The sequence below is a fragment of the Pseudomonas sp. GL-RE-26 genome (genome assembly GCF_019956275.1).
GTDB lineage: Bacteria > Pseudomonadota > Gammaproteobacteria > Pseudomonadales > Pseudomonadaceae > Aquipseudomonas > Aquipseudomonas grandcourensis.
Genome location: NZ_JAHBDI010000007.1, coordinates 27,872 through 52,945 on the forward strand (window position 1 = coordinate 27,872; position 25,074 = coordinate 52,945).

Sequence of the window (25,074 nt, forward strand, 5' to 3'; positions counted from 1 at the left end):
GAGGCGCCACTACGCAAGGACCCAACATAAATCAGTAGCACGCTTCGGGCAGACGCTACGCTTCCATTTTCGCCTGCAGGCCGCCCACCGCTGGAGAGTGGGCTGGCTCACAAGCTTGGTGAATGGTGGTCTTGCGGTATTTCAGCATCCCGCCACTGCGTTCATTGAGGTAGGCCGTGATCTCGCCAACTATGGCCAAGGCCACGCTCGCCGGGGTATCGCCCCCCAGATCCAGACCGATCGGATAGTGAAGCCTGGTCAGGCTTTCTGGCAAACGGGCCAAGGCGCCCATCTCATCGAGCAGTCGTTCTGTTCGCTCTCGAGGGCCCAACTGCCCGACATAGGCAGGTGAACATTGCAAAACGTTTTCCAGCCAATGCCGATCCTGTCGGAAGCTATGGGTCATGACCACCACCGCGGCTCCGTCGACAGCGCTGGATAAGTTAAAAGGCTCGTGGATAGGTGCAACAATGACCTGGCTTGCTCCAGGGAACCGTTCCGGGCGAGCAAAGTGCGCACGCCCGTCCACCACCGTTACATGCCAGTTCAAATCCCTGGCGAACCGCACCAAAGGCTGGGCGTCATGACCCGCGCCAAAGATCATCAGTCGGCGTTGTGGCGCGATGTATTCGAGAAAGACCTCGACTTCATCGGCACCGCTTCCGTAAATCATCAACTGAGACTTCCTGCGCGCAAGGGTACTGCGCAAATCACCCTGCAGGGCGTGTTGAAGCGCTTGGCAGCGGATGCCCTCACACGCGTTCATAAAGGCGTTCAGTCCCATTCGAGCACCGACTCGCACACGGGCTGTTCGGCCCGCGGCTATGACGGTCGCCAGTGCTGCCGGTTGACCGGTGGCCTTCACCCGTTGCAGCACATCGAGCAACAGACTCCGCTTGCCGGCATCATGCCGTTCCAGGAGTACATGCACGGTACCGTTGCAGCCCAGGCCAAACGTCAGCGCCGCGTCTTCATCATCGGCGTCCTCCTCTTCCTGGGCTGCCGTGCTGTAACGACGAACCACTGCCCCGCCGGACTCGGTCAACCACCAGGCCTTCCTGGCCAACTCCTGTTCCAGACAACCGCCGCTTATAGTTCCGACTGTCTGGCCAAACAGTGGAATCAGCATCCTCGCACCCGGACGCCGATAGGCCGAGCCCTCGACCTTGACGACCGTAGCCAGTACAGCATCGATCTTTGTGCTGTTGGCTTGATCCACTGCATCGAGCAAGGCGTACAAATCAGACATTGCCACTCTCCAAGGTCATGTTCAGTGGATGGCTGCGCCATCGTCTTCAAGGGATCGGCCCCGCGTTTCCGGTGCAAAAACCAACGTCACCCACAACCCGAATGCAATGATCGATACGGGAAACCACAGGCCAAAGTAAGGATCGCCATAGGCCACGTTCAGGGCCGAAACGATAAATGGCAACATGCCGCCAATCCAGCCCGCGCCCAGATGGAACGGCAGTGAGAGCGAGGTATAGCGGATGCGCGCGGGAAACAGCTCGACCATGAACGCCGCCATCGGCCCATAGATCATCGCCAGATAAACCACCAGCAAGAGCATCAACACGAACAGCATCGGCCTGTTGATCTGCGCCGGGTCCGCGGTCGCCGGCCAGCCAGCGCTCACCAATGCCCGATGCAGATCCTCAGCGCCAGGGTCTACCAGCCGTTGCTGGCCGATGGTCACGATGACCGTCCCGGTGACCTCGGCGGATTGAGCCCGATAACCTACCCCTTGATCGGTCAGGTAACTGCGGGTGCGATCGCAGGCGCTGACGGGTGCAGAGAACAAGCGAAACTCACAGCCATCGGCAGCAACACTGATGGGTGTTTCCAGAAAGGTCTCCAGGGCCGGATTGGCGTAATGGGTCAGGCCTTTGAAAATGGGATAAGTGGTCAGGGCTGCCAGCAGGCAAGCCGCCACCAGAATAGGCTTGCGCCCCCAGCGATCAGACAGCCAGCCAAAGAACAGGTAGAGCGGGGTCGCGCATAACAACACGCAGGCCAGAATCAAATGGACGGTCTCAAGTGGCAACTTGAGCGTGCGATTGAGAAAGAACATCGAGTAGAAATGCCCGGTGCCGAAAATCGCCCCCAGTGCGGCGGCCACACAAAACAGCATCAACACCAGGCGCAGGTTACTCCAGCGCAGGAAGCTCTCGCGGATCGGCGAGCGGGAAGTACGGCCAGTGGCTTTCATGCGCTGGAACGTAGGCGACTCCTCAAGTTTGCCACGCACATAGACCGAGATAGCCAACAGCACCAATGACAACACAAAGGGCAAGCGCCAGCCCCACGCGCGAAAATCCTCTTCATTGATAAACCCCTTGAGGCTGTAGACCACCGCCAGCGACAGCAACAACCCAACCCCTGCGGTAATTTGCAGACTGCTGGTGTACAACCCCCGACGAGCCATGGGCGAATGCTCGGCAACGTACGTCACCGCGCCGCCGACTTCTCCCCCCAAGGCCAGTCCTTGCAACAACCGCAACAGCACCAGGCAGATAGTCGCGGTGATACCGATGTGCTCAAAGCTCGGCAGCAAACCGATGCCGACGGTGGCCACCCCCATCAGTATGATGGTGACCATGAACGTACGTTTACGCCCCAGGCGGTCACCCATCTGCCCGAACAGCAAAGCCCCCAACGGGCGAACCAGAAAGCCCGCACCGAAGGTTGCCAGGCTGGCGAGAAACGCCGTCGTGGCGTTTCCGGGAGGAAAAAACAGCACGCTGAAGTAGCCGGCCAACGCCGCATAAATGTAGAAGTCATACCATTCAAGCAATGCCCCGAAGGAAGAGGCAAGAATGACCTTGCGCTCTTCACGGGTCATGCCGCGCGCCTGCGAAACCGTAGCATGGGTCGCATTGCTCATCGGCCGAACCAGCCTTTGATGCGATTCCAGATGATGCTCATCCCCAAGGCAAAGACATTCAATTTGGCCGGTTGCGTCGATGGCTTGGCATTGGGATCCATACGTCGTTCGACGTTGCGACCGAAGTCAAGAATCATCCGGGCCACGAAGTCCTTCACCAGGCCAGAGCGCGAAAATTGCGCCAAAGGCCCTTGCAACGAGTAGAGCATTTCGACTTCGACCAGCGTGGCCCCAGCGTTATCGGACAACACCCGGTAGGTAATCTCGCCATTGGCCCGCGATTGACTGATGGTGTCTTGGCCTCCTCCCTTGAGCATGCCCGAACGCTGTTCCTCGTTACGCGTCAAGCGTGCCGCCCCGGCGAATTTGGCAGCCATCGGGCCGAACTTGATGGCAATGAAGCCCTTGACCCGCTCGCCGTCGTTTTCTTCCAGGTTGGCACCGGGAAGACATCCGGCAACCGCTTCCAGGTCGGCCATGAAAGCCCAGACCTGTTCTGGCGGATAGCCGACACTGAAGCGTCCATCCATCCGGGTTCCGCCCTTGATTCCAGCAGGCGCACGCTCGCTCGAGGGTTCTGGCGCAGGGCTGGTGGAAGGCTCGACAGCAGGTGTCTGCGCGCTGTGCTCGGCGGTAAAAGAAGCGAAAGACCCGCCACTGGTTGGTATCGCAACGCCATGGCCCGCCAGGGCCTGTGCACGGGCGGACTCGATCACTGGATCGGGCTGTTCACGTAACTGCGCAAGGACGCTGCGAATGGCTTCGACGATGCCCATGTAGCCCGTACAACGACAGATGTTGCCGGACAGCTCGACACGAATCCGATGCTCATCGGCCTCGGGCAAGCGCAGCACAATGTCGCGGGCAGTGGTCAACATACCCGGCGTGCAGTAACCACACTGCAAGGCATGATGTTCGGAGAACGCCTCACGCAGGAGCGCCATCACCGGGTCTTGCTCAAAGCCCTCGACAGTTGTCACCTGCCGGCCTTCACAGGCCACCGCGAATGTCGTGCACGAACGTACCGGCTGGCCGTCGAGCAATACCGTGCAAGCACCACACACGCCATGTTCGCAACCCAGGTGAGTGCCGGTAAATCGACCCTCTTCGCGTACGAAGTCGCCCAGGTGCATTCTCGGCGCGACCTCACGCTCGAGCAGATTACCGTTGACGTTGATACGTACAGAAGTCATACCCGAGGTTCCTTGAATATTGAATCGAGACACCGGCGCAAGGCGGTGAGGCTTTGTTGTCGGTCTACTGCGTCTTTACCGGGTGTCACGCTTGCCACGGCTTTTGCCAACGCGGCAGGTTCAAGTGCTGCAGCTCCCTGTCGGGCGACCGCCACCGATAACTCCCCAAGCAGTGAAGGTGGGCCATCCAGCGCGCCGAGGACAATCCTGGCCAGGCCACGGTCCGGGTCAAACACCGCCGCGCAACTGGCTTCGGCGAACTCGCCGGTTTTTCGGCAAAGTTTGTGATAGGCCCAGGTGGCACGCGGCCCCAGACGCGGAATGCGCAGCCCGGTAATCAGCTCATCTTCAGCCAGCACCGTGGTATAGGCACCGAGCATGAACTCGGCCATGCTCAACCGACGTTTTGCGCGAACACTACGCAACTCCACTTCGGCGCCCAGGGTAAAAGCCACCAACACCCAGTCAGCCGCCGGGTCTGCATGGGCCAGGCTGCCGCCGAGGGTTCCGCGGTTGCGAATAGCCCTGTAGGCGATCTGAGGAGCCACTTCGGCAAGCAAGGTTCCACGCAGTGCGGCGAACACGCCATCTTCAATCTGCGAGTGAGTAATCGCTGCGCCGACCAGCAGCCACTCGCCGTCCTCGCTCACCTGTTGCATCTCGGTAAACCCGCTGACATCCACCACCTTGTTCGGACGTGCCAGACGCAGGTTGAGCATGGGGCCCAGCGACTGACTGCCGCCCATGACCTTGACGATACCCGCGGACTGATCGGCCAATGCCTGCAGCCCGGCCGACAGGGTTGCGGGGCGTAGATAATCGAACGCAACGGCTTTCATGCGGCCACCTCCTGCTTGTTGCTTGCTGCCCGGGCATTGGCCAGCGCCTGTAGCAGGCGGCGCGGCGTCAATGGGGTTTCGGCGACCTCAACACCAAGATCCGCGAGGGCATCATTGACCGCATTGAAGATGGCGGCAGGCGGGGCGATAGCACCACCCTCCCCCATGCCTTTGGCGCCAAATTCGGTATGAGGCGATGGCGTCTCCATGTGGTGAATCCGCAATCTGGGTACTTCGGTTGGACCTGGCAGGATGTAGTCCGCCAGCGTCGAAGCCAATGGCTGACCATTGACGTCATAAGGCGTTTCTTCGTACATGGCCGTGCCGATACCCTGGGCGATCCCGCCATAGGTCTGCCCCTCGACCAACATGGGGTTGATCATCGTGCCGCAATCCTCGACCACCACGTAGTCAAGGATTTCGACCTCACCGCTGTCGGTGTCGACGGCAACGAGTACCGCATGAGTGGCGTAAGTAAAGGCACCGGTATCGACGGCTGGCTTGAATCCCGTGGTGACTTCCAGCCCGGCAGGGTTAACGTCAGCCGGTAGCGTGTGGGGCCTGATGTACCAGGCCGCCCCTACGTCATCCAGCGACACCGAGCCTTGATCACACACCACCCTGCCGCCCTGCAGCTTGACCTGCGCATCGGGCACCCCCAGCAAAAAAGCGCCTATATGGGTCAGGCGCGGTAACAACTCACGACAGGCGCGCGCGATGGCGCCTCCCGCCATAACCATCGACCGCGACGCATAGGTACCGGTAGAGAACGGTGTCTGTCCCGTGTCGCCATGCAGCACTTTGATCCTTGCAATATCGATCCCCAGTACCTCGTGGGCCACCTGGGCGAAGCTTGTTTCCATGCCCTGACCGTGGGAATGCACGCCTACCCGCACTTCAAGACCGCCATCCGGCGTCATGCGCACAGTCGCCTGCTCGTGGCCGGGTATGACAGGCGTACCCCAGGTCGCGAACACCGAAGTACCGTGGGCCGACTGCTCGGTGTAGGTTGCGTAGCCAAGACCGATGCGGCGACCGTCCGCTTCGCCCAGACGCTGGCGCTCACGAATCGCCGACGCATCGATCAGCTCGGCAGCCTTGCGCAGGCTGGCCGGATAGTCACCACTGTCGAGATGCTTGTTGGCGACGTTGATGAAGGGCATTTGCTCAGGACGCACCAGGTTGTCCAGGCGCACGTCCAGGGGATCGCGCCCGACAGCTCGAGCCACCGCATCCATGGTCAGCTCCATGGCGAAGCAGACACCGGTACGAGCCACCCCGCGGTAAGGAACAAAGCCTGGTTTGTTGGTTGCCACGCATTCGGTGACGCAGCGGTAACCCTGAAAGGCATAGGGGCCTGGCAAATTGCCAACCGCCTGGCCCGGCTCCAGACCGATAGTGAACGGCCAGACCGAATACGCACCGCCATCGATGACGATCTTGGCATCGAGCGCCAACACCCGCCCCTTGGCATCCGCATGAGCGGTCATGACATATTCATGCTCGCGACTATTGGCCCCCGCCGTGAGGTGCTCCCGGCGATCTTCGATAAAACGGAACGGCTGCTTGAAGGTCATGGCCAGCCAGGCGATACATAGCTCTTCCTGCTGCAACACGCATTTGTAGCCAAAGGCACCGCCGACATCCGGCGAGATGACCCGCACCTGCCCCTGATCCAGCTTCAGGCACTGGGCCAGGATGGTGCGAATCATGTGCGGCACCTGGGTGGCAGTGACGACCACCAGTTGATCCAGGCTGTGATCCCAGTAAGCCAGAACCGCCTTGCCCTCCATCGGCACCATGCATTGACGTGCCAGCTTCATTCGGCGCGTGACCGTCACGCTCGCCGCCGCCGCACGCTCGGTAAATGCCTTGTCGGCATACAAGGTGACGAAGCGGTTGTCGTGCCAGTTGTCATGGATGAAGTCACCTGTAGCAGCGACGCTGCTGGCAGCGTCGGCGTACACGGGCAGGTCTTCGTAATCGACCATCACCTGTTCCACCAGGTCTTCGGCCTCGGCACGGGTCGCCGCGCAGGTCATTACCACGGGCTCGCCCACAAACCGCACCTTGCCACTGGCCAGCGGCGGCTGGACAGAGGGTTGATAAGTAGGGAGCGTCGAGTCGGCAACGATGTCGCTGGCACTGATCATGTCTGCGCGCACGAATGCCTGGCCCTTCAGGGCTGGCGGTACGTCTATCGAGGTGATCCGGGCATGGGCCAGAGGGCTGCGCAGAAAGGCCACTTCCCGAAGTCCTGGCATGTGGTAGTCGGCAACAAACTTCCCGCGACCGTGCAGGTGCCGTTCATCTTCCTTGCGCCTCACTCGGGCGCCCACACCCTGACCCGATTTGCCAGGGTACTCGTTCACTTCGCTCATACCTTACGGCCCCCTGAGTTTCCGATGTTCAACCGGTCGGCATGCGCCACGAAATGACGGGGGCACTGACACTCGGCACCCAGATTTTTCAGGAAACGGCGAAGCTGCATGATCAGTGTCCTTTAAGGCTGTTTTTATAATTTCGTCAGCTAACGTATGAATTTAATCAGTACACTTACATAATAATCATCCCCCCAGCCACGTCAACGACTAGCCGCTAAAAATTCACAGACGGGCGTTTCTTCCGTTCACGGGCTCAATGAGGATGTCGATCCGGGGCTCAAATCATTTGACATATTAGTCAGTACACTGAATATTATTTGTGGGCATACTGACAATGGACAACCTAATGAACTGGATAAAAATAACAACGGTGGACGTCCTTCAGGACGACCAGGTAATGGCCTTCAAACTACCCGAAGCACACCTGGCGCTGTATCGCTGCGATGGGGAGTTTTTTGCAACAGACAACATTTGCACCCACCAGCATGCCTTGCTCTCGGAGGGCTATCTGGAGGATGGCTGCATCGAATGCCCGCTGCATCAGGCGACATTCGATGTACGCACCGGCGCGGCCCAATGCGCGCCCGCCACCGAATCCCTGAAAACCTACGCCGTAAAGGTCGAAGGTGACGCTGTACTCGTGAACCTGGGTTAACGCCATGACCATTGAACGCATTCTTATCGTCGGTGCCGGTCAATGCGGCGCCATGGCCGCCGCCTCATTGCGCCAGCGTGGTTTCAGTGGACGGATTGTGCTGGTGGGCCGAGAGTCTCATCCGCCCTACGAGCGCCCCCCTTTGTCCAAATCGGTGCTGACAGAGTCCACGCAAACGGTCAGCGGCCTGCACAAAACCGACTTTTATCGCGAACATGAAATCGAACTGCACTTGGGGACCGCGGTCCAGTCACTGGACCCACTCAAGCGTACGGCTTTGCTGGACGATGGTACCTTGATCGAGTGGGATCGCTGCCTGCTGGCGACCGGTGGACAGCCGCGCATTCTGGAAAAATTCCCGCGAACGATGGCCAATGTCCATTATCTGAGAACGGCCGACGACGCCTTCAAACTGCGCCAGACCCTCCAGGAGTCTCAAGGTCGACTGTTAATTGTCGGCGCCGGCTTCCTTGGCCTGGAGGTCGCCTCTACCGCTCGTTCTCTGGGTATGGAGGTGACTCAACTGGAAGCCGGGGAGCATTTGCTCAAACGGGCACTGCCCTGCGAAATCTCGATCTGGCTGGCGGCGCGTGCGCGTCACTACGGCGTGGATTTGCGCCTGGCAACCAGCATCGATCAGCAGCACCCTGGCGAGCCAGGCGTATACCGCTTGAGCGACGGTACCGACATTACACCCAGCACTATTCTGGTCGCCGCTGGCATGCAACCTGAGACAACACTGGCCAAAGCCATTGGCCTGGAGATGGCTAACGACGGTGGCATCGCCGTAGACCCCCAATGCGCCACCAGCATCGGCGGCATTTATGCCGCGGGCGACTGTGCCACCCAGAAGGTCGCTCACTGCGGTCAACCCATGCGCCTTGAGTCCTGGCAGTACGCCAACGAGCAGGCACGCATCGCTGCGGCCGCCATACTGGGAGAGGACGACAGCCCCACCCCGCTGCCCTGGTTCTGGAGTGATCAATTCGATTGCAACCTGCAGATGCTCGGGCTTCCCGAACCAGACCTGACCTATGTCCAACGCACCCTGAGCACGACTCCCGAGGCACCGAAATGGGTGAGCTTTGGCCTGCGCAACGGTCAACTCAGGCATGTGGTGTGTGCCAACGCAGGCGGCGAGTTACGCCCGCTCAAGAGCCTCATGGAGGCTGGCATCGCGTGCTCTGCAGAGGCACTGGCAGACATCAACCAGCCGCTCAGGCAGCTGGAAAAACAATTCAAGACCTCGAACCAGTCCACCTATCCAGCCCCAGCTCAGGAGCCGCTCCATGTATAACTCGCAAGATGTCATTGCCCGCACCGGGGGCAACAAGGACCTGGCCCTGGCCGATTGTAAGTGGCCTAACGATGACCTTCACTATATCCCCGACTGGGTCTACACCAGCCATGCCGTCTATGATCGTGAAGTCGAACGCATCTTCCACGGCCGCACTTGGAACTTTGTCGCACTGGAAGCCGAGCTCCCCAACACCGGGGACTACAAGCGCTCCTTCGTTGGCCCGACCCCAGTGGTGGTGGCACGGGCAGAGGACGGCTCGGTCAATGTCTTCGAGAACCGTTGCGCGCACCGTGGTGCGGAGTTCTGCCGACACAGTCAAGGCAATGCCAAAGAGTTTGTCTGCCCGTACCATCAGTGGTCCTACGACCTCAAGGGCAACCTGCAGGGCGTGCCATTCAAGCGTGGCGTGAATCGACAGGGCGGCATGCCCAAGGATTTTCGCAACGAAGACCACGGCCTGAAAAAGCTCCACGTCACCACCTGGAACGGTGTCGTCTTTGCCTCCTACCACGCCGATGTCGAACCCATCGAAGAATACCTGACGCCGGAAATCATCGAAGATATGGGCAAGGTTTTCGATGGCCGCAAACTCAAAGTACTCGGTTACTACCGCAACGAGTTGCCCTGCAACTGGAAGATGTACCACGAAAACCTGAAAGACCCTTACCACGCAACCTTGTTGCATTCCTTTCTGGTGGTCTTCGGTCTGTTGGTGGCAGGCAACAAGTCCGCCATGATTGCCGACCCGGTTCACGGCCGTCACGGCACCATGGCCTCGGCCAAGAGTGAAGACAAATACGCAGCCGTCAGCGATGCCAACAAGGCCGAAATGCGCTCCTACCATGAGGGCATGCGCCTGCTCGACGAGCGCTTCCTGGATTACATCAAGGAATCCGACTCGCCATGGTCAGTGACCATGCAGACCATCTGGCCGAACCTGATCGTGCAGCGGGAAATGAACACCCTGGGCGTACGGCAGATCGTACCTAACGGCCCGAACAGCATGATCATGCAATGGACGATGTTCGGCTATGAAGACGACACCGAGAAGATGACGCGCCATCGATTGCGCCAAGGCAACCTGATGGGCCCTGCCGGATTCCTCGGCCTGGAAGATAATGAAGCGATGAAGTACGTCCAGGAAGGGCTGCGCCGCTCCAGCAGTGACGTCAACATCCTCAAACTTGACCACGGTCAGGTGGGTACCACCAACTCCCTTATTTCAGAAGCCGCGATCCGCGCCCTCTACCGCCACTACCGCGAAATCATGGAGCTGTAATGAACGCCTTCGCCAACGAACTGAACCGCCCCTACCCCCTTTATCGCCCCTGCCGGCTTGACCGGGCCACGGCCCTGCGCCTGCGACTGGAGATCGAGACCTTCAATGCCGACTACTGTGCCGTGCTGGACGACGGCCTGGTCGAGCAGTGGCCGAATTTCTTCACCAGCGATGCGTTGTATCGCGTGACGTCAAGGGAAAACGCCGAGATGGGCATGCCCGTCGGCCTGATCTACGCCGAGGGCCGTAACATGATGCATGACCGCGCGGTGGCCATCTCTCGCACGCAAATGTTCGCACCACGCTATCACCTGCACCTGCTGGGCAATACCCGCGTGATCGATGAATCAAGCAGCGGCATTATCACCGCCCAGGCCAACTTCATACTGCTGCAGACACTGGTGGAAGGCCCGACAACGACTCACATGGCCGGCACCTACCACGACCGTTTCCAGCGAGTCGACGGCGAGCTGCTACTGCTGGAGCGTCAGGTGATTTATGACAGCACTCTGATCGCCAACGACTTGGTGTACCCACTGTAATGTAGGAGCGAGCTTGCTCGCGAAAAACTCGAGGGCACCGCGTTCATCCCGGCAGCCCTCGTCATCGTTAACGTCCATCGTCGGAACGCCGCCCGGAGCAAGCTCGCTCCTACATGTTCCCGAGCCACCCATCAAAGCCCGCGCAATACCGTTCGACTGTACTGGTTGTTGGATTCCACCAGGATGGCCAGCAAACCCATGAACTGCTTCTTCTGCGCCGGACGCAATGGCTGGAGCATTCGCTCCTGAGCCCTTGCCATGCTTTCATGCATGACGGCCACAACCTCTCGACCCTGCGCAGTCAGAAAAACGTTGCGCGTACGCCGATCGTGGGGATCCGGCTGGCGATAAAGCAATTCGTTGGTTTCGAGACGCTTTACCACATCAGCGGTATTGGTCCGATCAAGACCGACCTCCTGGGCCAGCGCTGTCTGATCCAACCCGGGCATGACCGAAAGGGTCGTGAGAATGGCATATTGAACGGGGGTGATGTTCGTCCCTTTGCATTCTTCGAAGAACAATGCGACATGGATCTGATGCAGGCGGCGAACGAGAAAACCCGGACGCCCCCAAAGAAGCTCTTTGGCCGGATCGTCCAGCTCAGAGTCGGGTGTCGTACTACCAGGGGCTGTCATGAAATTTCCTTGTCATAAATGACGCAAGCATAACCGTACCATGGGGTTCTTGGCACGGTCACGTTGCTAGCAGGGTCTGTCATCAAGTCGTTTTGCACGTGGCAATGATAGATGACAGCCCCCTAGTTCGATCAGCCTACTGTCGCCAGCGCTTCCTCCAGCGTCATCACTGCCGCGTACTTTTGCGCCATGTCGAAGAGGTTGGCCTCATGGGGCTCCAGCGCCCGATCCCCGACGCAATCAGACACCACGAGCGGGCGAAAGCCATGGCTCATGGCGTCGACCACACTGGCGCGTACACAACCGCTGGTGACAGCCCCGGCCACCAGCAGCGTACGCACGCCATTAAAGTTGAGCCAGGCGGCCAGATCCGTACCGAAAAAGGCTGAAGGCAGGGTCTTGCGCACCACCAATTCGCCCTCGATCGGCGTCAACGACGGCACAATGGCACTTCGATGCGCGTGTTCGAGCAACGTCAGCATTGAAGGCACTTTCAGCGTAAATACATTGCGGTCGGCCCCATCATCGGCGAAGACAATGCGGCTGTGGGCTACCGGCCAGCCTTTATCGCGCGCGTAAGCCAATAGCGGCCGGGTACGCTCAATCGCCTCGGGAATATTGCCACCGCCGAAGATCGCGGGGTCGGCAAAGCCTTCAACCAGATCAATGATCAACAGCCCATAGGGTCCTGGCAGTTCCATCTGCGTGCCAAACCCCTGGCGTTCGTAGGTGTGTAGTTTTTCGCTCATTGCATGTCCTCTCGGTCCATTACCCGGCCTTTGTCGACGACCACCCGATCATCCAGGTGCACTGTGCAATTACGCAGCGGTATATCGATGTGACAAGCCGTGGTGCGCTTGCCGCCTGCTTCGTTGTTCGGGCCCATGGAGAACAGGAAGTTGCCTTCATAAGCACGGGCATCCATCCCGATATGGGCCTCCCGATCGAGCAGGCCCAGGGTCGACCAGCGTGCACGGGGTTGAAGGCCCCAGCCGATATGAGACAGCGCATAAGCCTCAGGGTCGTTGAACACTTCCATGTAGTCGCGCAACAACGCAGCCTCCACGCCACCCTCAATGCTGGTCACGTAGCCATTTTTAACCTGCAGCTCAATCGGATCCTGCACATAGGACTTATGGGGCAGCAGGATATCGCCGCGATCGATCACAATCCGCCCATTGGCGCCTAGTTCGTTGGGCCAGGTCAGCACGAAACCGCTGGGCCAGTGATCCCAGCGGCCGGGGGCATCGACAAAGCCATATTCACTGATCGCCGGAAACTCACCCAATGGACAGGTCAGTGCAGTACCGGCCGCCGAGGTAACGTGCATCTGACTGGCGCGCTCTATCAGCGCCGCCGCCGCCAGTACCCGTTGTCGATCTGCAACGCTAGGCAACAGGCGCACGAGGATTTCCGGCGGCTCCACCGCCAAAAGTATCCGAGTACCGCTGGCAAGAATTTCGTGTTGCTCGGGTGAGAACAGCAACGTCATCAGATCCACCACCAGATCGCTGGCTTTCAATGCCGCCAGTGCTGGCGCATTTCCAGTCAACGGAGTGACCCCCAGGTACGCCAGGGAATCCCGGCTAAGCGCCTTCTCCCCGTTTACCGGTGGCAGATCCAGCCGATTGACGATCGCCCCCAGGGCCTGACACGCCACTTGAGCCGTGCGCAACGTTTGCGGATGAGTATCGGCCCCCGTCAGGATGGTTACACTCTGACCGCGCTGCAGATCGCTGAGGGTAAGCACGTGCTTCCAGGCTTCGATCAAATCATAATCGCTGACAGCCATGTTTATTCTCCACTGACTGAGGGCAGCGAAGCCCCCAGAAAATTGTCGAACGCCCGATAGAAATACTCTTCGTTGTCCCAAGGGATCATATGACCGGCATCGGCCACCCGGACGACCGCCAGGTTGCTCATCAACCCCTGGATTTCAGCGATATCCTCATCCAGTATCACCCCACCTCTCTCGGCAACCATCAGCAGTGCCGGGCAGTTGACGTGGCGTAGATCGGCATGGAAATCTTCGGTATGAAAAGCCTCGAAGCTGGCTTTGATCGCGCGCTCGTCACAGGTGTGCAGCCACTCGGCGCGCAGTGACAATTGCTCATCGGTCCAGGTCGGGCAGAAGCTGCGCATGTCATCTGCGCTCATCCCGGCTTGAGACAAGCGAATCGAGTCGACATACCACGGCAACTGCGACGGGTAGGCGCGTCGACCAGGGCCCGAGACAGGTGGGTCGACCAACACCATGCGCGCCAGGCTAGCGCCACCTTTGCGCGCCATCCGCGCGGCAATGCGCGCGCCCATGGAGTGCCCGATCAAACTGAAGCGGGAAAAACCCATGGCTTCGGCGAAAGCGCTGACATCAGCAGCCTGCGCCTCCACGCTATAGTCCAGATCCGCACCGGACTCGGAAAGGCCCCGCCCCCGCACATCCAGCACATAGGTGTCGAATGCCTGGCCGAAGCGCTCGGCGACAAAAGCCCAGGTCACCGCCGGGCTGGTAATACCGGGAATGATGATGACCGGGTCACGCGTGGACCGCTCACCGCTGGCGCCGCCAAAGCGCAAGTAATGTTGACGGATATCATTGGCGCGGATGTTGGCGCCATATAGAAATTGGCTCATGACACTTCCTCAGTAGGCACCGGACAGTAGAGCACCGGCGCCTGGAACGATCGGTTCGAGGTTGAGCGCCTTGAGCATGGCGTAGGTCGTGGCGATGGCTGCGGTCAGCACCGGCTTTCCGGTTTGTGCCTCGACCGTAGCCACCGCGCTCAGCGAAGGCATTTGCACACAGGCCGACAGCACGATGGCATCCACACCCGTCAGATCCAGATCGGCAACGATGCCCGGAAGGTTGGCCGGATCATGGCGAGCGACCGCCAGGTTGTCCTGGATTTCCAGCGCGTGCCAGACTTTGACTTCGATGCCTTCATGCTCGATATAGTCGACCACCAGTTCCGTGAGTGGCCGCATGTAGGGCGCCACCAACGCGATGCGCTTGGCACCGAGCACTTTGATTGCGTCCACCAGGGCACCGGCACTGGTAATCACCGGTGCCGGCGCATCGTTATCCTGGGTCACTTTGCTCAAGCGTTGTTGAGACTCGCGATGGTAACCCTTGCCCATGGACATGATTGCCACCAGGCAGGCGTAGCCGAGGACATCGACACGGGCATCGGACAACTCAAGGGCGCAGCGGTCGGATTGAGCATCCATGGCCGCCAGCTCTTCCTTGCGCACATGCTTCATGCGCATACGACTGGAGTGAAAAGTGAAGCGCTCAGGCCGGATCAACTGGCGGGCGGCCAGCATCGCAGGGATTTCGGTTTCCATGGTGGTGTTGGAGCTGGGCACGATTTGCCCGATGCGCAGGAGCTTGGTCATGATTAAGGTCTCGGTATTGGCTGATTGACGTGGTCAGTGTGGCGTTGGCAGATTCAGAGCTTGAATAAGTGTTCGGCGTTGCCATGACAGATCTGGGCACGCACCTCTTCCTCAATATCAACCGAATCGATGAACTCGACGGCAACGGCCGTAGACTCATAGGGGTAATCGACGGAGAACATCACCGCTTCTGTACCCAACTCCGCCAGTGCACATTTCAAGGCAGACGGGGAGCAAACCCCTGATGTCGTAATCAGGATATTGCTGCCGATGTATTCAGAGGGCGCTCGCTCCAGATGTACGCCATGGGGGTAAACCGCGAAGCGATTGTCGAGGCGCCACGGGATAAATGGCAGGCCTTCGCCCATATGGCCCAGAATGACCTTGAGGCCAGGAAAACGATCGAACACCCCACCGAACAGCAGGCGTAAGGCATGACTGGCCGTTTCAACACCCCAGCCCCACGCCGCTCCACGCATTTCCGGATGGCCGTCGAACACTTGAGGGAAAACAAAGGCGTCTGCAGGATGCAGGTAAAAAGGTACGCCAAGCGCCTGCATGCACGCCCAGAACTCGTCATAAGAACGATCGTCGTAATACATGCCTTGGGTATGACCATTTACCAATGCACCCTTGAACCCCAGGTCCTTGACGGCACGGGTGAGCTCGGCTGCTGCCAGTTTCGGGTCGTGCATGGGCAAACTGGCGAAACCGCCAAAACGCGTAGGATGACGTTGTACCTGTTGAGCCAGGTAATCGTTGCTGCGCTGGGCTTGTGCCAACGCCTGCTTGAAATCCTGCTCGCCTTGAACCCCGGGACCGGTCTGCGACAAGATGCTGAAATCGATGCCGTAACGATCCATTTCACTCAGTCGAAGCTCATCGAAATCGCTCAGCTGCGCGCTCAACCTGGCGAGCATTTCAGGTTTCATATGTTGGATGAAGCTTTTGGAGTACCCCTCGAAGCCTGGGGTCATGAAATGCTCTTCGAAAGTTATCTTTCGGGGTTTAGTGCTTGTCATCGTAAGGCCCTGTCAGAAGGTTCAGAACTCACTGTTGCTTCGCTTCGCCTCTCGGCAGCCATAAGATCAGTATACTGATCATTTAACCCGACCGGACTTATCCATCAATCGACTCTGGAGGCGGAGCGTGCCCAGCTACATCACGTGCTTTTCACGAAATGCCAATGCGTCAAATTCAATCAGTACACTGACGAAATTATCGTTACAGATGACAGGGTGATTGTCAAAGTATTTGGGATCTTAGGGTGCTGGAAGACCTGGCTCTCGGGGCTGTCTTTAGACTTGAACCAGATGACGCGTCGCGGCAGGAATACGGTGTGAATAAATGGTGCGCAGCAACGGGGGCGGGAAATGCATCAACATCTAGATCCGCACCGTGGTCAACCGAGGCGCTCACCGGCAAGCCATTAGTTTCCTCGCCGACCTCACCCAGATGTTCAACTGGGCCAGAAAACGCCAGCCTTGGCGGGCTTTATTGGTCGAGGGCGATCCAACGGAACTGGTCGATATCGCCCCCCTGATCCCTGCCGACTACGAAGCGAAAAGAAGCCGCATCCTTTCCCCGGCTGAGCTGTTGGAATTGCACAACCGCTTCCAGCAAATGACCACCGATTACAACGCCCTCCCCGCTGGTCAAAAGTACGAGGGTATTCGTCCATTAAAGAAGGAGACTCAACTCGCGCTCTGGATCAGTCTGGGCACCCTGTGCCGGATTGGCGAGTTGCTGCAGGCCGAATGGAAAAATGTCGATCTTGACCGGCAAACCTGGTTCCTCCCAAGTGAAAACGTCAAAGGCTCCCGGGGCAAGAAACAGGACCACCATGTCTTACTCTCCCCCTTCGCCCTGCATTTCTTTCAGGAACTCAAAATCCTGACGGGACATTCGCAGTGGTGCTTTCCGAACAAGCAGGATGATCGGCATGTGGACGTAAAGGTAGTCAGCAAACAGATCGGCGATCATCAGGCCCGATTCAAAAACCGCAAGGCCCTCTCCAGGCGGCGTCACGACGATACCCTGGTCCTTGCCGACGGCCAAAACGGCGACTGGACGGCATGACCTGCGCCGTACCGGTGCGACCATGATGCAGGCTTTGGGGGTCAGCCTGGACGTCATCGACCGGGGCGGTGTATCTGATCGAACAAGTAGTTCGCGACCATCTGTGATACGCGGTCAAAGAGGGTGTAAGCGCTGGAGTTGGTTTCCAGATAACCAACGCCAAAAAGCGTTTGGTGCTTCGGGTTGAAGGCAGTCAGATTCAACCTTGGCCGACCGCCTTGCCAATCAAAATATGACTAGGGAACGAACGGGGTACTCATGTTGTAACCCGTGGCGTATAGCACCAGATCGATTTCCTCACGCGATCCATCGGTGAACACGACGTCGTCGCCGTCAAAGCAACTGACGTCTCCCTTAGCCTTAATGTCGCCATGCTGCAGGTAGTGCAGAAGCTGGAAGCTTTTTTTCGTGGTATTGGTTTGCCCATTATCAGGAAAGCTTCGCCCACTCGTCGCGCTGCATTACCTCGACAATGATGGGTACTGGCGTCATCAGATGGGTGCGCATCATGGTTGTCGCTCGAACGGTGTCGCGGGCCAGAATGGCTTCGACCAGCGCGGCATGTTCCTTGCGTTTCAACGCCAGGGCCTCTTCGGAGAACACCGTTTGCGTCAACCACAAGTGACGATAGCGCTCGGCCTGGTCGAACAGGTAAGTACGCGCCTGAAGTAATTGCCTGGAACCGCAACCCGCCGCGATGGCACTGTGGAAGGCCTTGTGCCGCTCATCCCAAACGTCGAGCACCTTCTCGCGGGTTGTCACGTCCATGACCTTTGACAAGGTATGAGACTGCGCCAGGATCTGGGCTTCCCAGGCGTCATCACCTCGCTCGATGGCCAGGCCCACGATCATGGCTTCAAGATTGGCGCGAGCATCATAGATGTCCTGCATCTCTGACAGCGACATGGGGGCTACGCGGTAGCCTTTCTGACTGATGACCACCACCAGGTGTTCTGCCACCAACTGCGAAAGTGCTTCGCGCAGCGGGCCGACACCCAGGTCATAGCGCTCCTTGAGCCCGCTCATGAGGAGTTTTTCACCGGGCTTGAATGTGCCACGGATGATGTCCAGCTTGAGCCGTTCATACCCGCTGAATGCAGAGTTGAGCCTGGGGGTGACGCTATCCAAGGTGCTGCTCCAGAACTTGCCAAACCCCAATCATACCCAAACATCTATCAGACGAAAAACATTCGACAATTTCATGTTTTGTCGCTCAATTATAAAAATGTAGACATTTTAGTTTTATGGCGATATTTTTCTTCTGCCAGATCCAGACCACTGCTGGAAGGCGCCAATCACTACCTTCGCCCGGGAGTTGCCATGAACGCCTTTACTCAAATTCAGGACCTTGTGATGCCGCTGCCATCGCAGAGCAAGGGCTTCACCCTTACCCCTTCCAGCCAGTCGCCGCGCCTGCTTGAGCTGAAATTCGCCAAGGAAACCGTCGACGCGTTCGTCAAGGCGGTGGCCGAGTGGCCGGTCCAGGCACTGGAGTACAAGTCGTTCCTGCGTTTCCGGGTCGCCCAGATCCTTGACGAGCTGTGCGAAGGCACCCTGCGCCCGGTACTGGTCAACACCATCCTGGACCGCGCCACCGGTGGCATGTTGATCACGCCTGAAGGATTGAACGACGTGTCCCAGGCCGATGACATGGTCAAGTTCTCCTCTGCAGTCGCCCACCTGATCGGTCGCTCCAACTTCGATGCCATGAGCGGCCAGTTCTACGCTCGCTTTGTGGTGCTCAACAGCGACAACTCCGACAGCTACCTGCGTCAGCCACACCGGGTCATGGAACTGCACAACGACGGCACCTTTGTCCAGGAGCGCACCGACTACGTGATGATGATGAAGATCGACGAGCAGAACATGGAAGGCGGCAACTCCCTGTTGCTGCACCTGGATGACTGGGAAGATCTGCACCACTACTACACTCACCCACTGGCTCGCCGTGAAATGCGCTTCACCGCACCACCGAGCAAGAACGTGCGCGAAGACGTGTTCCACGCAGTGTTCGACAACGACGCCGAAGGTCGCCCGACCATGCGCTACATCGACCAGTTCGTGCAGCCTAAAGACTTCGAGGAAGGAATCTGGCTGAACGCCCTGAGCGAATCGCTGGAAGGCAGCCCGCAGAAACTGTCGGTACCGGTGCCGGTCGGCAGCTTCGTGCTGGTCAACAACATGTTCTGGCTGCACGGCCGTGACCGCTTTATCGCCCACCAGGGCCTGCGTCGTGAACTGATGCGCCAGCGTGGCTACATCAGTTATCAGAAAACCCTGTACCAGCGCGGCCAATAAGGTTTGCCAAGGGTTGAACCGGTGAGGGCCGCCACGCGTGGTGGTGTTTCCAACAAGAACGTAATTCAGGTGGGTGCAGGCTAATGGCTGTGTACGACTTCATCATCATCGGTGCCGGCATCGTGGGCATGTCCACGGCCATGCAACTGGCCCAGGTTTACCCGGACGCCAAAATCCTCCTGCTGGAGAAAGAGTCCGGCCCGGCCAGGCACCAGACCGGCCACAACAGTGGCGTGATCCACGCCGGTGTCTACTACACCCCGGGCAGCCTGAAGGCGCGTTTCTGCCTGGAAGGCAATAAGGCCACCAAGGCCTTCTGCAACAAGCACAGCATCCCTTATGACGAGTGCGGCAAGCTGCTGGTGGCCACCAACGAGCTGGAAATGGAGCGCATGCGCGCGCTGTGGGAACGCACCGCAGCCAATGGCATCAAGCGTGACTGGCTGACGGCCGCCGAGCTGCGTGAGCGCGAGCCGAACATCGTCGGCCTGGGCGGGATCTTCGTGCCTTCAAGCGGCATCGTGAACTACGCCCAGGTCACTGCGGCCATGGGCGGCGAATTCGAAGCCGCCGGTGGCGAGATCCGCTACAACAGCGAAGTAGTCGCCATCGATGAGCGTCCCGATGAAGTGGTGGTGCGCTGCAGCGACCAGGAGCACCACGGGCGCTTCCTGATCACCTGCTCGGGCCTGATGGCCGACCGCGTTGTGCGCATGCTCGGGATAAAGCCGAACTTCATCATCTGCCCGTTCCGGGGCGAGTACTACCTGCTGCCCAAGCAGCACAACCAGATCGTCAACCACCTGATCTACCCGATCCCGGATCCGTCCATGCCGTTCCTCGGCGTACACCTGACCCGCATGATCGACGGCACCGTCACCGTCGGCCCCAACGCGGTGCTTGCGATGAAGCGCGAAGGTTATCGCAAGACCGATGTCTCGCTGTCCGATATGTTCGAAACCCTGACCACCCCGGGCATTCTCAAGGTGCTGAAGAAGAACCTGCGCCCCGGACTGATCGAGATGAAAAACTCGTTGTTCAAGGGCGGCTACCTCAAGCAAGTGCAGAAGTACTGCCCGAGCCTCACCAAGAGCGATCTCACCGCCTACCCGGCGGGTGTCCGCGCCCAGGCTGTCTCGCTGGACGGCAAGTTGATCGACGACTTCCTGTTCGTCAACACCGCTCGCAGCGTCAGCGTCTGCAACGCTCCGTCACCTGCCGCGACCTCCGCCATCCCGATCGGCGCGTACATCGTCGACAAGGTCCGCGAACAGCTTACCCGCAATGGCGCCAGTTTCGTCAAACCCGACAGCTCCGTCCAACCCGCCCCTATGGCGGCCTCCATCGCAGCCCCCCATTAACGATAACCAAGCAGCGAGGAATCACGCGTGCAACTCAACGATCCGAAACTGTTCCGCCAGCAAGCCTATATCGACGGTGTATGGGTAGATGCCGACAACGGCCAGACCCTCAAGGTCAACAACCCGGCCACCGGTGAAATCATCGGCAGCGTGCCGAAGATGGGCGCTACCGAGACCCGGCGCGCCATCGAGGCCGCCGACAAGGCATTACCGGCCTGGCGCGCCCTGACCGCCAAGGAACGCGCCAACAAACTGCGCAAGTGGTTCGACCTGATGATGGCCAACCAGGAAGACCTGGCCCGCTTGATGACCCTCGAACAAGGCAAGCCGCTGACCGAGTCCCGTGGCGAAATCGCTTATGCAGCCTCCTTCCTGGAGTGGTTCGGCGAAGAAGCCAAGCGCGTCTATGGCGACATGATCCCCGGTCACCAGGTCGACAAGCGCCTGATGGTGCTCAAGCAACCGATCGGTGTCACTGCCGCCATCACCCCGTGGAACTTCCCTTCGGCGATGATTACCCGCAAGGCCGGCCCGGCCCTGGCCGCCGGTTGCACCATGGTCCTCAAGCCGGCCTCGCAAACGCCCTACTCGGCCCTGGCCCTGGCGGAACTGGCCGAGCGCGCCGGTATTCCGAAGGGTGTGTTCAGCGTGGTCACCGGCAGTGCCGGCGAAGTCGGCGCCGAGCTGACCGGTAACCCGATCGTGCGCAAGCTGACCTTCACCGGCTCCACCGAAATCGGCCGCCAGCTGATGGTCGAGTGCGCCAAGGACATCAAGAAAGTCTCGCTGGAACTGGGCGGCAATGCACCCTTCATCGTGTTCGATGACGCCGACCTGGACGCCGCCGTCGAGGGCGCGCTGATCTCCAAGTATCGCAACAACGGCCAGACCTGCGTCTGCGCCAACCGCCTGTACATCCAGGACGGTGTCTACGATGCCTTCGTCGAAAAACTCACCGCCGCCGTGGCCAGGTTGAACATCGGCAACGGCCTGGAAAACGGCATCACCACAGGTCCCCTGATCGACGCCAAGGCCATGGCCAAGGTCCAGGAGCACATTGACGATGCCGTGAGCAAAGGGGCTCGTGTGGTCGCCGGCGGCAAGCCGCACGCCCTGGGCGGGACCTTCTTCGAGCCGACTGTGCTGGTCGATGTACCGCGCAACGCTGCTGTCGCCAAAGAAGAAACCTTCGGCCCGCTGGCACCGCTGTTCCGCTTCAAGGATGAAGCCGAGGTGATCGCCATGGCCAATGACACCGAATTCGGCCTGGCCTCGTACTTCTATGCTCGCGACTTGAGCCGTGTGTTCCGTGTGGGCGAAGCGCTGGAATACGGCATTGTCGGCGTCAACACCGGGATCATCTCCAACGAAGTGGCGCCGTTCGGCGGCATCAAGGCCTCGGGCCTGGGCCGCGAAGGCTCCAAGTACGGCATCGAGGACTACCTGGAAATCAAATACCTGTGCATCGGTATCTGAGCCGCCACGCCGCCTGCGCTGCGTAACACCTGACGCCCCGCTTGCGGGGCGTCGCTTTGTTCGCGGTTCAAGGGCTCGGGTCCGTCAACATTGCGTGCAGCATGCGCGCCATCAACTTGGGCGTGTCCTCGTCAGTGAGGTAGCCCGGTCTTTCCAACAGCATGGCCCGAGGTAGCACCGACCAGGTCTGGTAAACCAGAAACTCGGCCTTTTCCCGGTCCTTGACCCGGATTTCGCTGGCGAAGCGTTTCATCAAGGCCGAACTCGCAGTGGCGGTCCAAAGCTGCTTGGCCTTGACCACATCCAGTCGCACCAGCTCGTCATAATGAGTGGAGCGCACGCTGAACGCAGGATCGTAGAGGGTTTTCTTGTGATGGGCGGCCAGTACGGCCCGCAGGGCCAGCAAAATCCCGTCTAACAACGTGGTGCCAGACGGCAGCGCCATAATGTCGGCGTACAGTCCGATGCGGGCTTCAGTCCGGTAATCATCAAACACTGCAGCGATCAACGACTCCATCGTCGGGAAGTACTCGTAGATCGAACTGATCGCCACCCCTGAGTCTTCGGCCAGGCGCATGGCGTTCAAGGCTTCCCGCCCCTCGCTTTCGAGAATCTGCCGACCGGCCTGTTTCACGGCCGTGACCAGCGCGATCGAGCGTGCCTGCCGCGGTTCCTTGCGCGGCTGGGCAGGTATTTCGACCTGCACGCCCGGCTTGTCAGGGGTTGGTTTGATCATGGTGTCCTCTCCAGAATGCTGCTCATTGCCACCGTGGCAAAACCGACAAGCAGCAAACTGGAGTATGACCGAGCCGACTCGCTTAGTCAGCGAGTCTCGCGAGTACACAACGCACCGTTTCCGGGATGGGCACCGAGGTGTTGCTGGCGCGGTCGACGTACACATAGACGATATGGGCCGCTGCGGCCGCTTCATGCTCATCGTTGCGAAACAGTGCCAGCTCGTAGCGTGCGCTGCTGTTACCCAGACGGGATATTTTCATTGCGACATTGATCTGGTCGGGGAAGCCGATGGACGCAAAGTAGGTGCAACCGGAATTGACGATCAACCCGATCACCGGGCTGTTGGCAATGTCCAGGGTGCCCTGTTCGACCAGGAACGCCGTGATCGCCGACTCACAGTACGAGTAGTAGACCACGTTGTTCACATGCCCAAAGGAGTCATTGTCACCAAAGCGCGTCGGCACTTTGGTGAAATGGCGAAACTCGTCCCGGCACGGCCGTTTGAGTTTGTTGCTCATAGGATTTCCCTGTAGATCGAGCGCACATCTTCCAGGCACAGCTGCCGCGGATTGTTGCCGAGCAGGCGCTGCTGCTTCATCGCATCGATAGCCAGCGCCTCGATGTCGGACTCGACGATGCCCAGGTCACGCAAGCGGGTCGACAGGCCCAGTTCACCGGCCAGGGTGCCAAGGTAGTTGGCCAGCGTAGCGGCTTTTTCTGTATCGGTACCCAGGGTGCCAGGCAGGACGATATCGGCCAGTTGCGCATACAGCGGCGCCACCGCCTCGAGATTGAAGCGCATCACCGGCCCCAGCACCAGCGCATTGGAAAGTCCGTGCGGTATATGGAAACGTGCGCCGAGGGGATACGCCAGGGCATGCACCGCCGCCACTGGCGCGTTGGCGAACGCCATGCCCGCCAGGCAGGCACCCAGCAACATGTTCTCCCGCGCTTGCAGGTTGCTGCCATCCAGGCAGGCCTGGAACAGACTGCCGGACAACAGACGCAGCGCCTCTCGTGCCAGGCAATCGGAAATCGGATTCTTCAGGTTCCTGGTGGTGTAGGCCTCGATGGCATGGACCATGGCATCGATACCGGTCGCTGCAGTGACGTGGGGCGGCAGGCCAAGGGTCAGCTCCGCATCCAGCACCGCCAGGTCGGGCAACAGCATTGGCGAATAAACCACGTTCTTCTCACCGGCACCGGTGGTCACGACCGAGACCGAAGTCACCTCCGAACCGGTCCCTGCCGTGGTCGGCACCAGAATCAGCGGCAGGCGCGGGCCCTTGGTCTGGTTGATGCCATAGACTTGACTCAACGACTCGCCACTGCTCGCCAACAGCGCAGCCAGCTTGGCGGCATCCAGCGAACTGCCGCCGCCCAGCCCCACCACGCAATCGGCGCCACAGCTTTTCGCGGCATCCACCGCCGCCAGGATCACCGACTCCGGCGGGTCGGCCTGTACCTGGGAAAACACGCTGACGGCTATGTCCTGGCCCTCGAAACCGGCGAGCACCGCATCCAGAAGCCGAGCCGCAATAACCCCCGCATCGGTCACCAGCAAAACCGATTTGCAGCCCCTGGCGCGAACATGATCGGCGAGCCGGGTCGACGCACCGCGTTCGATGATCATTGATGGAGTGGTTTGAAATACCATTTTCAACATGGAAGCCTCACGAATAGGTGTGTGTTGCGCTGAGTTTTCATGGCGATTGCAAAGCCCATACGCCAACCGGAAACCCCTCACGAATAGCCGTCTGAGTGGCAGCGCTCCCCTCATTGACAGGAGTGAGCGAGACAGAGTGTATGCCAGCCCACTTCCTGATCCCGCCTGAAATCCGGTCACCCACCCCGAATCCGGAACGGCCTGCACGGGCACCTCGATACGCTTATTTTTTTCCTTGTTTATCAGCTACTTGTGTCATATCGACCGGCACATGAATCCGGAACAAATTCCGAAGCGGCATCCCCATACTTGAGCCGCACCCTTCCCCGGCCTCGCCGGTTCCCACTAG

The 25,074-nt window shown here is 59.4% G+C and carries 23 protein-coding genes and 1 pseudogene; 8 read left to right on the forward strand and 16 right to left on the reverse strand.

Features of this window, described 5'->3' with window-relative positions; genetic code table 11:
- Positions 1 to 55: 55 nt before the first annotated feature.
- From KGB07_RS05070 to KGB07_RS05090, 5 genes are read right to left on the reverse strand one after another with little or no spacing between them, the layout of a single operon-like run.
- Complete coding sequence (locus tag KGB07_RS05070) at positions 56 to 1,249, reverse strand: XdhC family protein (protein WP_223464787.1); 1,194 nt, start codon at positions 1,247 to 1,249, stop codon at positions 56 to 58.
- 21 nt (positions 1,250 to 1,270) lie between these two features.
- Positions 1,271 to 2,884: an MFS transporter gene (locus KGB07_RS05075; RefSeq protein ID WP_223464788.1), complete on the reverse strand. Its 1,614-nt coding sequence runs from the start codon at positions 2,882 to 2,884 to the stop codon at positions 1,271 to 1,273.
- Positions 2,881 to 4,077, reverse strand: a complete 1,197-nt coding sequence (locus tag KGB07_RS05080) for a xanthine dehydrogenase family Fe-S subunit (protein WP_223464789.1) — start codon at positions 4,075 to 4,077, stop codon at positions 2,881 to 2,883. The genes KGB07_RS05075 and KGB07_RS05080 overlap by 4 nt, the downstream gene beginning before the upstream one ends.
- Complete coding sequence (locus tag KGB07_RS05085) at positions 4,074 to 4,916, reverse strand: FAD binding domain-containing protein (RefSeq protein ID WP_046037986.1); 843 nt, start codon at positions 4,914 to 4,916, stop codon at positions 4,074 to 4,076. Before KGB07_RS05085 ends, KGB07_RS05080 begins: the two co-directional genes overlap by 4 nt.
- Positions 4,913 to 7,297: a xanthine dehydrogenase family protein molybdopterin-binding subunit gene (locus KGB07_RS05090; RefSeq protein ID WP_223464790.1), complete on the reverse strand. Its 2,385-nt coding sequence runs from the start codon at positions 7,295 to 7,297 to the stop codon at positions 4,913 to 4,915. Before KGB07_RS05090 ends, KGB07_RS05085 begins: the two co-directional genes overlap by 4 nt.
- A 349-nt stretch (positions 7,298 to 7,646) precedes the next feature.
- Here KGB07_RS05090 and KGB07_RS05095 point away from each other — a divergent pair, with 349 nt between their 5' ends.
- From KGB07_RS05095 to KGB07_RS05110, 4 genes are read left to right on the forward strand one after another with little or no spacing between them, the layout of a single operon-like run.
- The gene (locus KGB07_RS05095) at positions 7,647 to 7,955 is read left to right on the forward strand and encodes a non-heme iron oxygenase ferredoxin subunit (RefSeq protein WP_223464791.1); all 309 of its coding nucleotides are present in this window, start codon (positions 7,647 to 7,649) and stop codon (positions 7,953 to 7,955) included.
- Between the two features lie 4 nt (positions 7,956 to 7,959).
- Complete coding sequence (locus tag KGB07_RS05100) at positions 7,960 to 9,252, forward strand: NAD(P)/FAD-dependent oxidoreductase (RefSeq protein ID WP_223464793.1); 1,293 nt, start codon at positions 7,960 to 7,962, stop codon at positions 9,250 to 9,252.
- The gene (locus KGB07_RS05105) at positions 9,245 to 10,534 is read left to right on the forward strand and encodes an aromatic ring-hydroxylating dioxygenase subunit alpha (RefSeq protein WP_223464794.1); all 1,290 of its coding nucleotides are present in this window, start codon (positions 9,245 to 9,247) and stop codon (positions 10,532 to 10,534) included. The genes KGB07_RS05100 and KGB07_RS05105 overlap by 8 nt, the downstream gene beginning before the upstream one ends.
- Positions 10,534 to 11,076, forward strand: coding sequence for an aromatic-ring-hydroxylating dioxygenase subunit beta (locus KGB07_RS05110; RefSeq protein WP_046037997.1), 543 nt, complete (start codon positions 10,534 to 10,536; stop codon positions 11,074 to 11,076). Before KGB07_RS05105 ends, KGB07_RS05110 begins: the two co-directional genes overlap by 1 nt.
- 131 nt (positions 11,077 to 11,207) lie before the next feature.
- Here the strand turns inward: KGB07_RS05110 and KGB07_RS05115 are convergent, their stop codons facing one another.
- From KGB07_RS05115 to KGB07_RS05140, 6 genes are all read right to left on the reverse strand, one after another.
- Positions 11,208 to 11,711, reverse strand: coding sequence for a MarR family winged helix-turn-helix transcriptional regulator (locus KGB07_RS05115; protein ID WP_046037999.1), 504 nt, complete (start codon positions 11,709 to 11,711; stop codon positions 11,208 to 11,210).
- Between the two features lie 131 nt (positions 11,712 to 11,842).
- Entirely contained in the window at positions 11,843 to 12,460 is a 618-nt protein-coding gene (locus KGB07_RS05120) for an N-carbamoylsarcosine amidohydrolase (protein ID WP_046038000.1), read from the reverse strand.
- The gene (locus KGB07_RS05125; RefSeq protein WP_223464797.1) at positions 12,457 to 13,503 is read right to left on the reverse strand and encodes a 2,5-dihydroxypyridine 5,6-dioxygenase; all 1,047 of its coding nucleotides are present in this window, start codon (positions 13,501 to 13,503) and stop codon (positions 12,457 to 12,459) included. The genes KGB07_RS05120 and KGB07_RS05125 overlap by 4 nt, the downstream gene beginning before the upstream one ends.
- Positions 13,504 to 13,505: 2 nt before the next feature.
- Positions 13,506 to 14,345 carry an alpha/beta fold hydrolase gene (locus KGB07_RS05130; protein WP_046038002.1) on the reverse strand — a complete coding sequence of 280 codons (840 nt, stop codon included), beginning with the start codon at positions 14,343 to 14,345 and terminating at the stop codon, positions 13,506 to 13,508.
- 9 nt (positions 14,346 to 14,354) lie between these two features.
- Positions 14,355 to 15,107, reverse strand: a complete 753-nt coding sequence (locus KGB07_RS05135; RefSeq protein WP_046038003.1) for an Asp/Glu racemase — start codon at positions 15,105 to 15,107, stop codon at positions 14,355 to 14,357.
- 53 nt (positions 15,108 to 15,160) lie between these two features.
- Positions 15,161 to 16,084, reverse strand: coding sequence for an amidohydrolase family protein (locus KGB07_RS05140; RefSeq protein ID WP_223464798.1), 924 nt, complete (start codon positions 16,082 to 16,084; stop codon positions 15,161 to 15,163).
- Between the two features lie 412 nt (positions 16,085 to 16,496).
- Between KGB07_RS05140 and KGB07_RS05145 the strand changes: the two are divergent.
- Positions 16,497 to 17,250 (forward strand): annotated as a pseudogene (locus KGB07_RS05145) (tyrosine-type recombinase/integrase); the annotation flags it as partial.
- 172 nt (positions 17,251 to 17,422) lie between these two features.
- On the opposite strand, the gene KGB07_RS05150 reads toward KGB07_RS05145, so the two are convergent.
- Both KGB07_RS05150 and csiR read right to left on the reverse strand, forming a co-directional pair.
- Positions 17,423 to 17,575, reverse strand: a complete 153-nt coding sequence (locus KGB07_RS05150) for a hypothetical protein (RefSeq protein ID WP_311132821.1) — start codon at positions 17,573 to 17,575, stop codon at positions 17,423 to 17,425.
- Positions 17,576 to 17,615: 40 nt separating this feature from the next.
- Positions 17,616 to 18,314, reverse strand: coding sequence for a DNA-binding transcriptional regulator CsiR (gene csiR, locus KGB07_RS05155; RefSeq protein WP_046038007.1), 699 nt, complete (start codon positions 18,312 to 18,314; stop codon positions 17,616 to 17,618).
- Positions 18,315 to 18,506: 192 nt separating this feature from the next.
- Here csiR and glaH point away from each other — a divergent pair, with 192 nt between their 5' ends.
- The 3 genes from glaH to gabD all read left to right on the forward strand — a co-directional run bounded on the left by glaH (position 18,507) and on the right by gabD (position 22,321).
- Positions 18,507 to 19,484, forward strand: coding sequence for a glutarate dioxygenase GlaH (gene glaH / locus KGB07_RS05160; protein WP_046038008.1), 978 nt, complete (start codon positions 18,507 to 18,509; stop codon positions 19,482 to 19,484).
- 89 nt (positions 19,485 to 19,573) lie between these two features.
- Positions 19,574 to 20,845, forward strand: coding sequence for an L-2-hydroxyglutarate oxidase (gene lhgO / locus KGB07_RS05165; RefSeq protein ID WP_223464869.1), 1,272 nt, complete (start codon positions 19,574 to 19,576; stop codon positions 20,843 to 20,845).
- Positions 20,846 to 20,872: 27 nt separating this feature from the next.
- On the forward strand, positions 20,873 to 22,321 hold the full coding sequence (gabD, locus tag KGB07_RS05170; RefSeq protein WP_046038009.1) for an NADP-dependent succinate-semialdehyde dehydrogenase: 1,449 nt from the start codon (positions 20,873 to 20,875) through the stop codon (positions 22,319 to 22,321).
- 67 nt (positions 22,322 to 22,388) lie between these two features.
- Here gabD and KGB07_RS05175 read toward each other — a convergent pair whose 3' ends face one another.
- From KGB07_RS05175 to KGB07_RS05185, 3 genes are all read right to left on the reverse strand, one after another.
- Positions 22,389 to 23,057: a TetR/AcrR family transcriptional regulator gene (locus KGB07_RS05175; protein WP_046038010.1), complete on the reverse strand. Its 669-nt coding sequence runs from the start codon at positions 23,055 to 23,057 to the stop codon at positions 22,389 to 22,391.
- Between the two features lie 82 nt (positions 23,058 to 23,139).
- Positions 23,140 to 23,577 (reverse strand): acyl-CoA thioesterase, encoded by a 438-nt coding sequence (locus KGB07_RS05180; RefSeq protein ID WP_046038011.1) that lies wholly within the window; start codon positions 23,575 to 23,577, stop codon positions 23,140 to 23,142.
- Positions 23,574 to 24,725, reverse strand: coding sequence for an iron-containing alcohol dehydrogenase (locus tag KGB07_RS05185; protein ID WP_223464799.1), 1,152 nt, complete (start codon positions 24,723 to 24,725; stop codon positions 23,574 to 23,576). The genes KGB07_RS05180 and KGB07_RS05185 overlap by 4 nt, the downstream gene beginning before the upstream one ends.
- Positions 24,726 to 25,074 lie beyond the last annotated feature (349 nt).

What these genes read in the sequence shown, in the direction of transcription:
- KGB07_RS05070 (WP_223464787.1), bottom strand. Translation starts at nt 1,249, where the DNA reads ATGTCTGATTTGTACGCCTTGCTCGATGCAGTGGATCAAGCCAACAGC.
- KGB07_RS05075 (WP_223464788.1), bottom strand. Translation starts at nt 2,884, where the DNA reads ATGAGCAATGCGACCCATGCTACGGTTTCGCAGGCGCGCGGCATGACC.
- KGB07_RS05080 (WP_223464789.1), bottom strand. Translation starts at nt 4,077, where the DNA reads ATGACTTCTGTACGTATCAACGTCAACGGTAATCTGCTCGAGCGTGAG.
- KGB07_RS05085 (WP_046037986.1), bottom strand. Translation starts at nt 4,916, where the DNA reads ATGAAAGCCGTTGCGTTCGATTATCTACGCCCCGCAACCCTGTCGGCC.
- KGB07_RS05090 (WP_223464790.1), bottom strand. Translation starts at nt 7,297, where the DNA reads ATGAGCGAAGTGAACGAGTACCCTGGCAAATCGGGTCAGGGTGTGGGC.
- KGB07_RS05095 (WP_223464791.1), top strand. Translation starts at nt 7,647, where the DNA reads ATGAACTGGATAAAAATAACAACGGTGGACGTCCTTCAGGACGACCAG.
- KGB07_RS05100 (WP_223464793.1), top strand. Translation starts at nt 7,960, where the DNA reads ATGACCATTGAACGCATTCTTATCGTCGGTGCCGGTCAATGCGGCGCC.
- KGB07_RS05105 (WP_223464794.1), top strand. Translation starts at nt 9,245, where the DNA reads ATGTATAACTCGCAAGATGTCATTGCCCGCACCGGGGGCAACAAGGAC.
- KGB07_RS05110 (WP_046037997.1), top strand. Translation starts at nt 10,534, where the DNA reads ATGAACGCCTTCGCCAACGAACTGAACCGCCCCTACCCCCTTTATCGC.
- KGB07_RS05115 (WP_046037999.1), bottom strand. Translation starts at nt 11,711, where the DNA reads ATGACAGCCCCTGGTAGTACGACACCCGACTCTGAGCTGGACGATCCG.
- KGB07_RS05120 (WP_046038000.1), bottom strand. Translation starts at nt 12,460, where the DNA reads ATGAGCGAAAAACTACACACCTACGAACGCCAGGGGTTTGGCACGCAG.
- KGB07_RS05125 (WP_223464797.1), bottom strand. Translation starts at nt 13,503, where the DNA reads ATGGCTGTCAGCGATTATGATTTGATCGAAGCCTGGAAGCACGTGCTT.
- KGB07_RS05130 (WP_046038002.1), bottom strand. Translation starts at nt 14,345, where the DNA reads ATGAGCCAATTTCTATATGGCGCCAACATCCGCGCCAATGATATCCGT.
- KGB07_RS05135 (WP_046038003.1), bottom strand. Translation starts at nt 15,107, where the DNA reads ATGACCAAGCTCCTGCGCATCGGGCAAATCGTGCCCAGCTCCAACACC.
- KGB07_RS05140 (WP_223464798.1), bottom strand. Translation starts at nt 16,084, where the DNA reads ATGACCCCAGGCTTCGAGGGGTACTCCAAAAGCTTCATCCAACATATG.
- glaH (WP_046038008.1), top strand. Translation starts at nt 18,507, where the DNA reads ATGAACGCCTTTACTCAAATTCAGGACCTTGTGATGCCGCTGCCATCG.
- KGB07_RS05175 (WP_046038010.1), bottom strand. Translation starts at nt 23,057, where the DNA reads ATGATCAAACCAACCCCTGACAAGCCGGGCGTGCAGGTCGAAATACCT.
- KGB07_RS05180 (WP_046038011.1), bottom strand. Translation starts at nt 23,577, where the DNA reads ATGAGCAACAAACTCAAACGGCCGTGCCGGGACGAGTTTCGCCATTTC.
- KGB07_RS05185 (WP_223464799.1), bottom strand. Translation starts at nt 24,725, where the DNA reads ATGTTGAAAATGGTATTTCAAACCACTCCATCAATGATCATCGAACGC.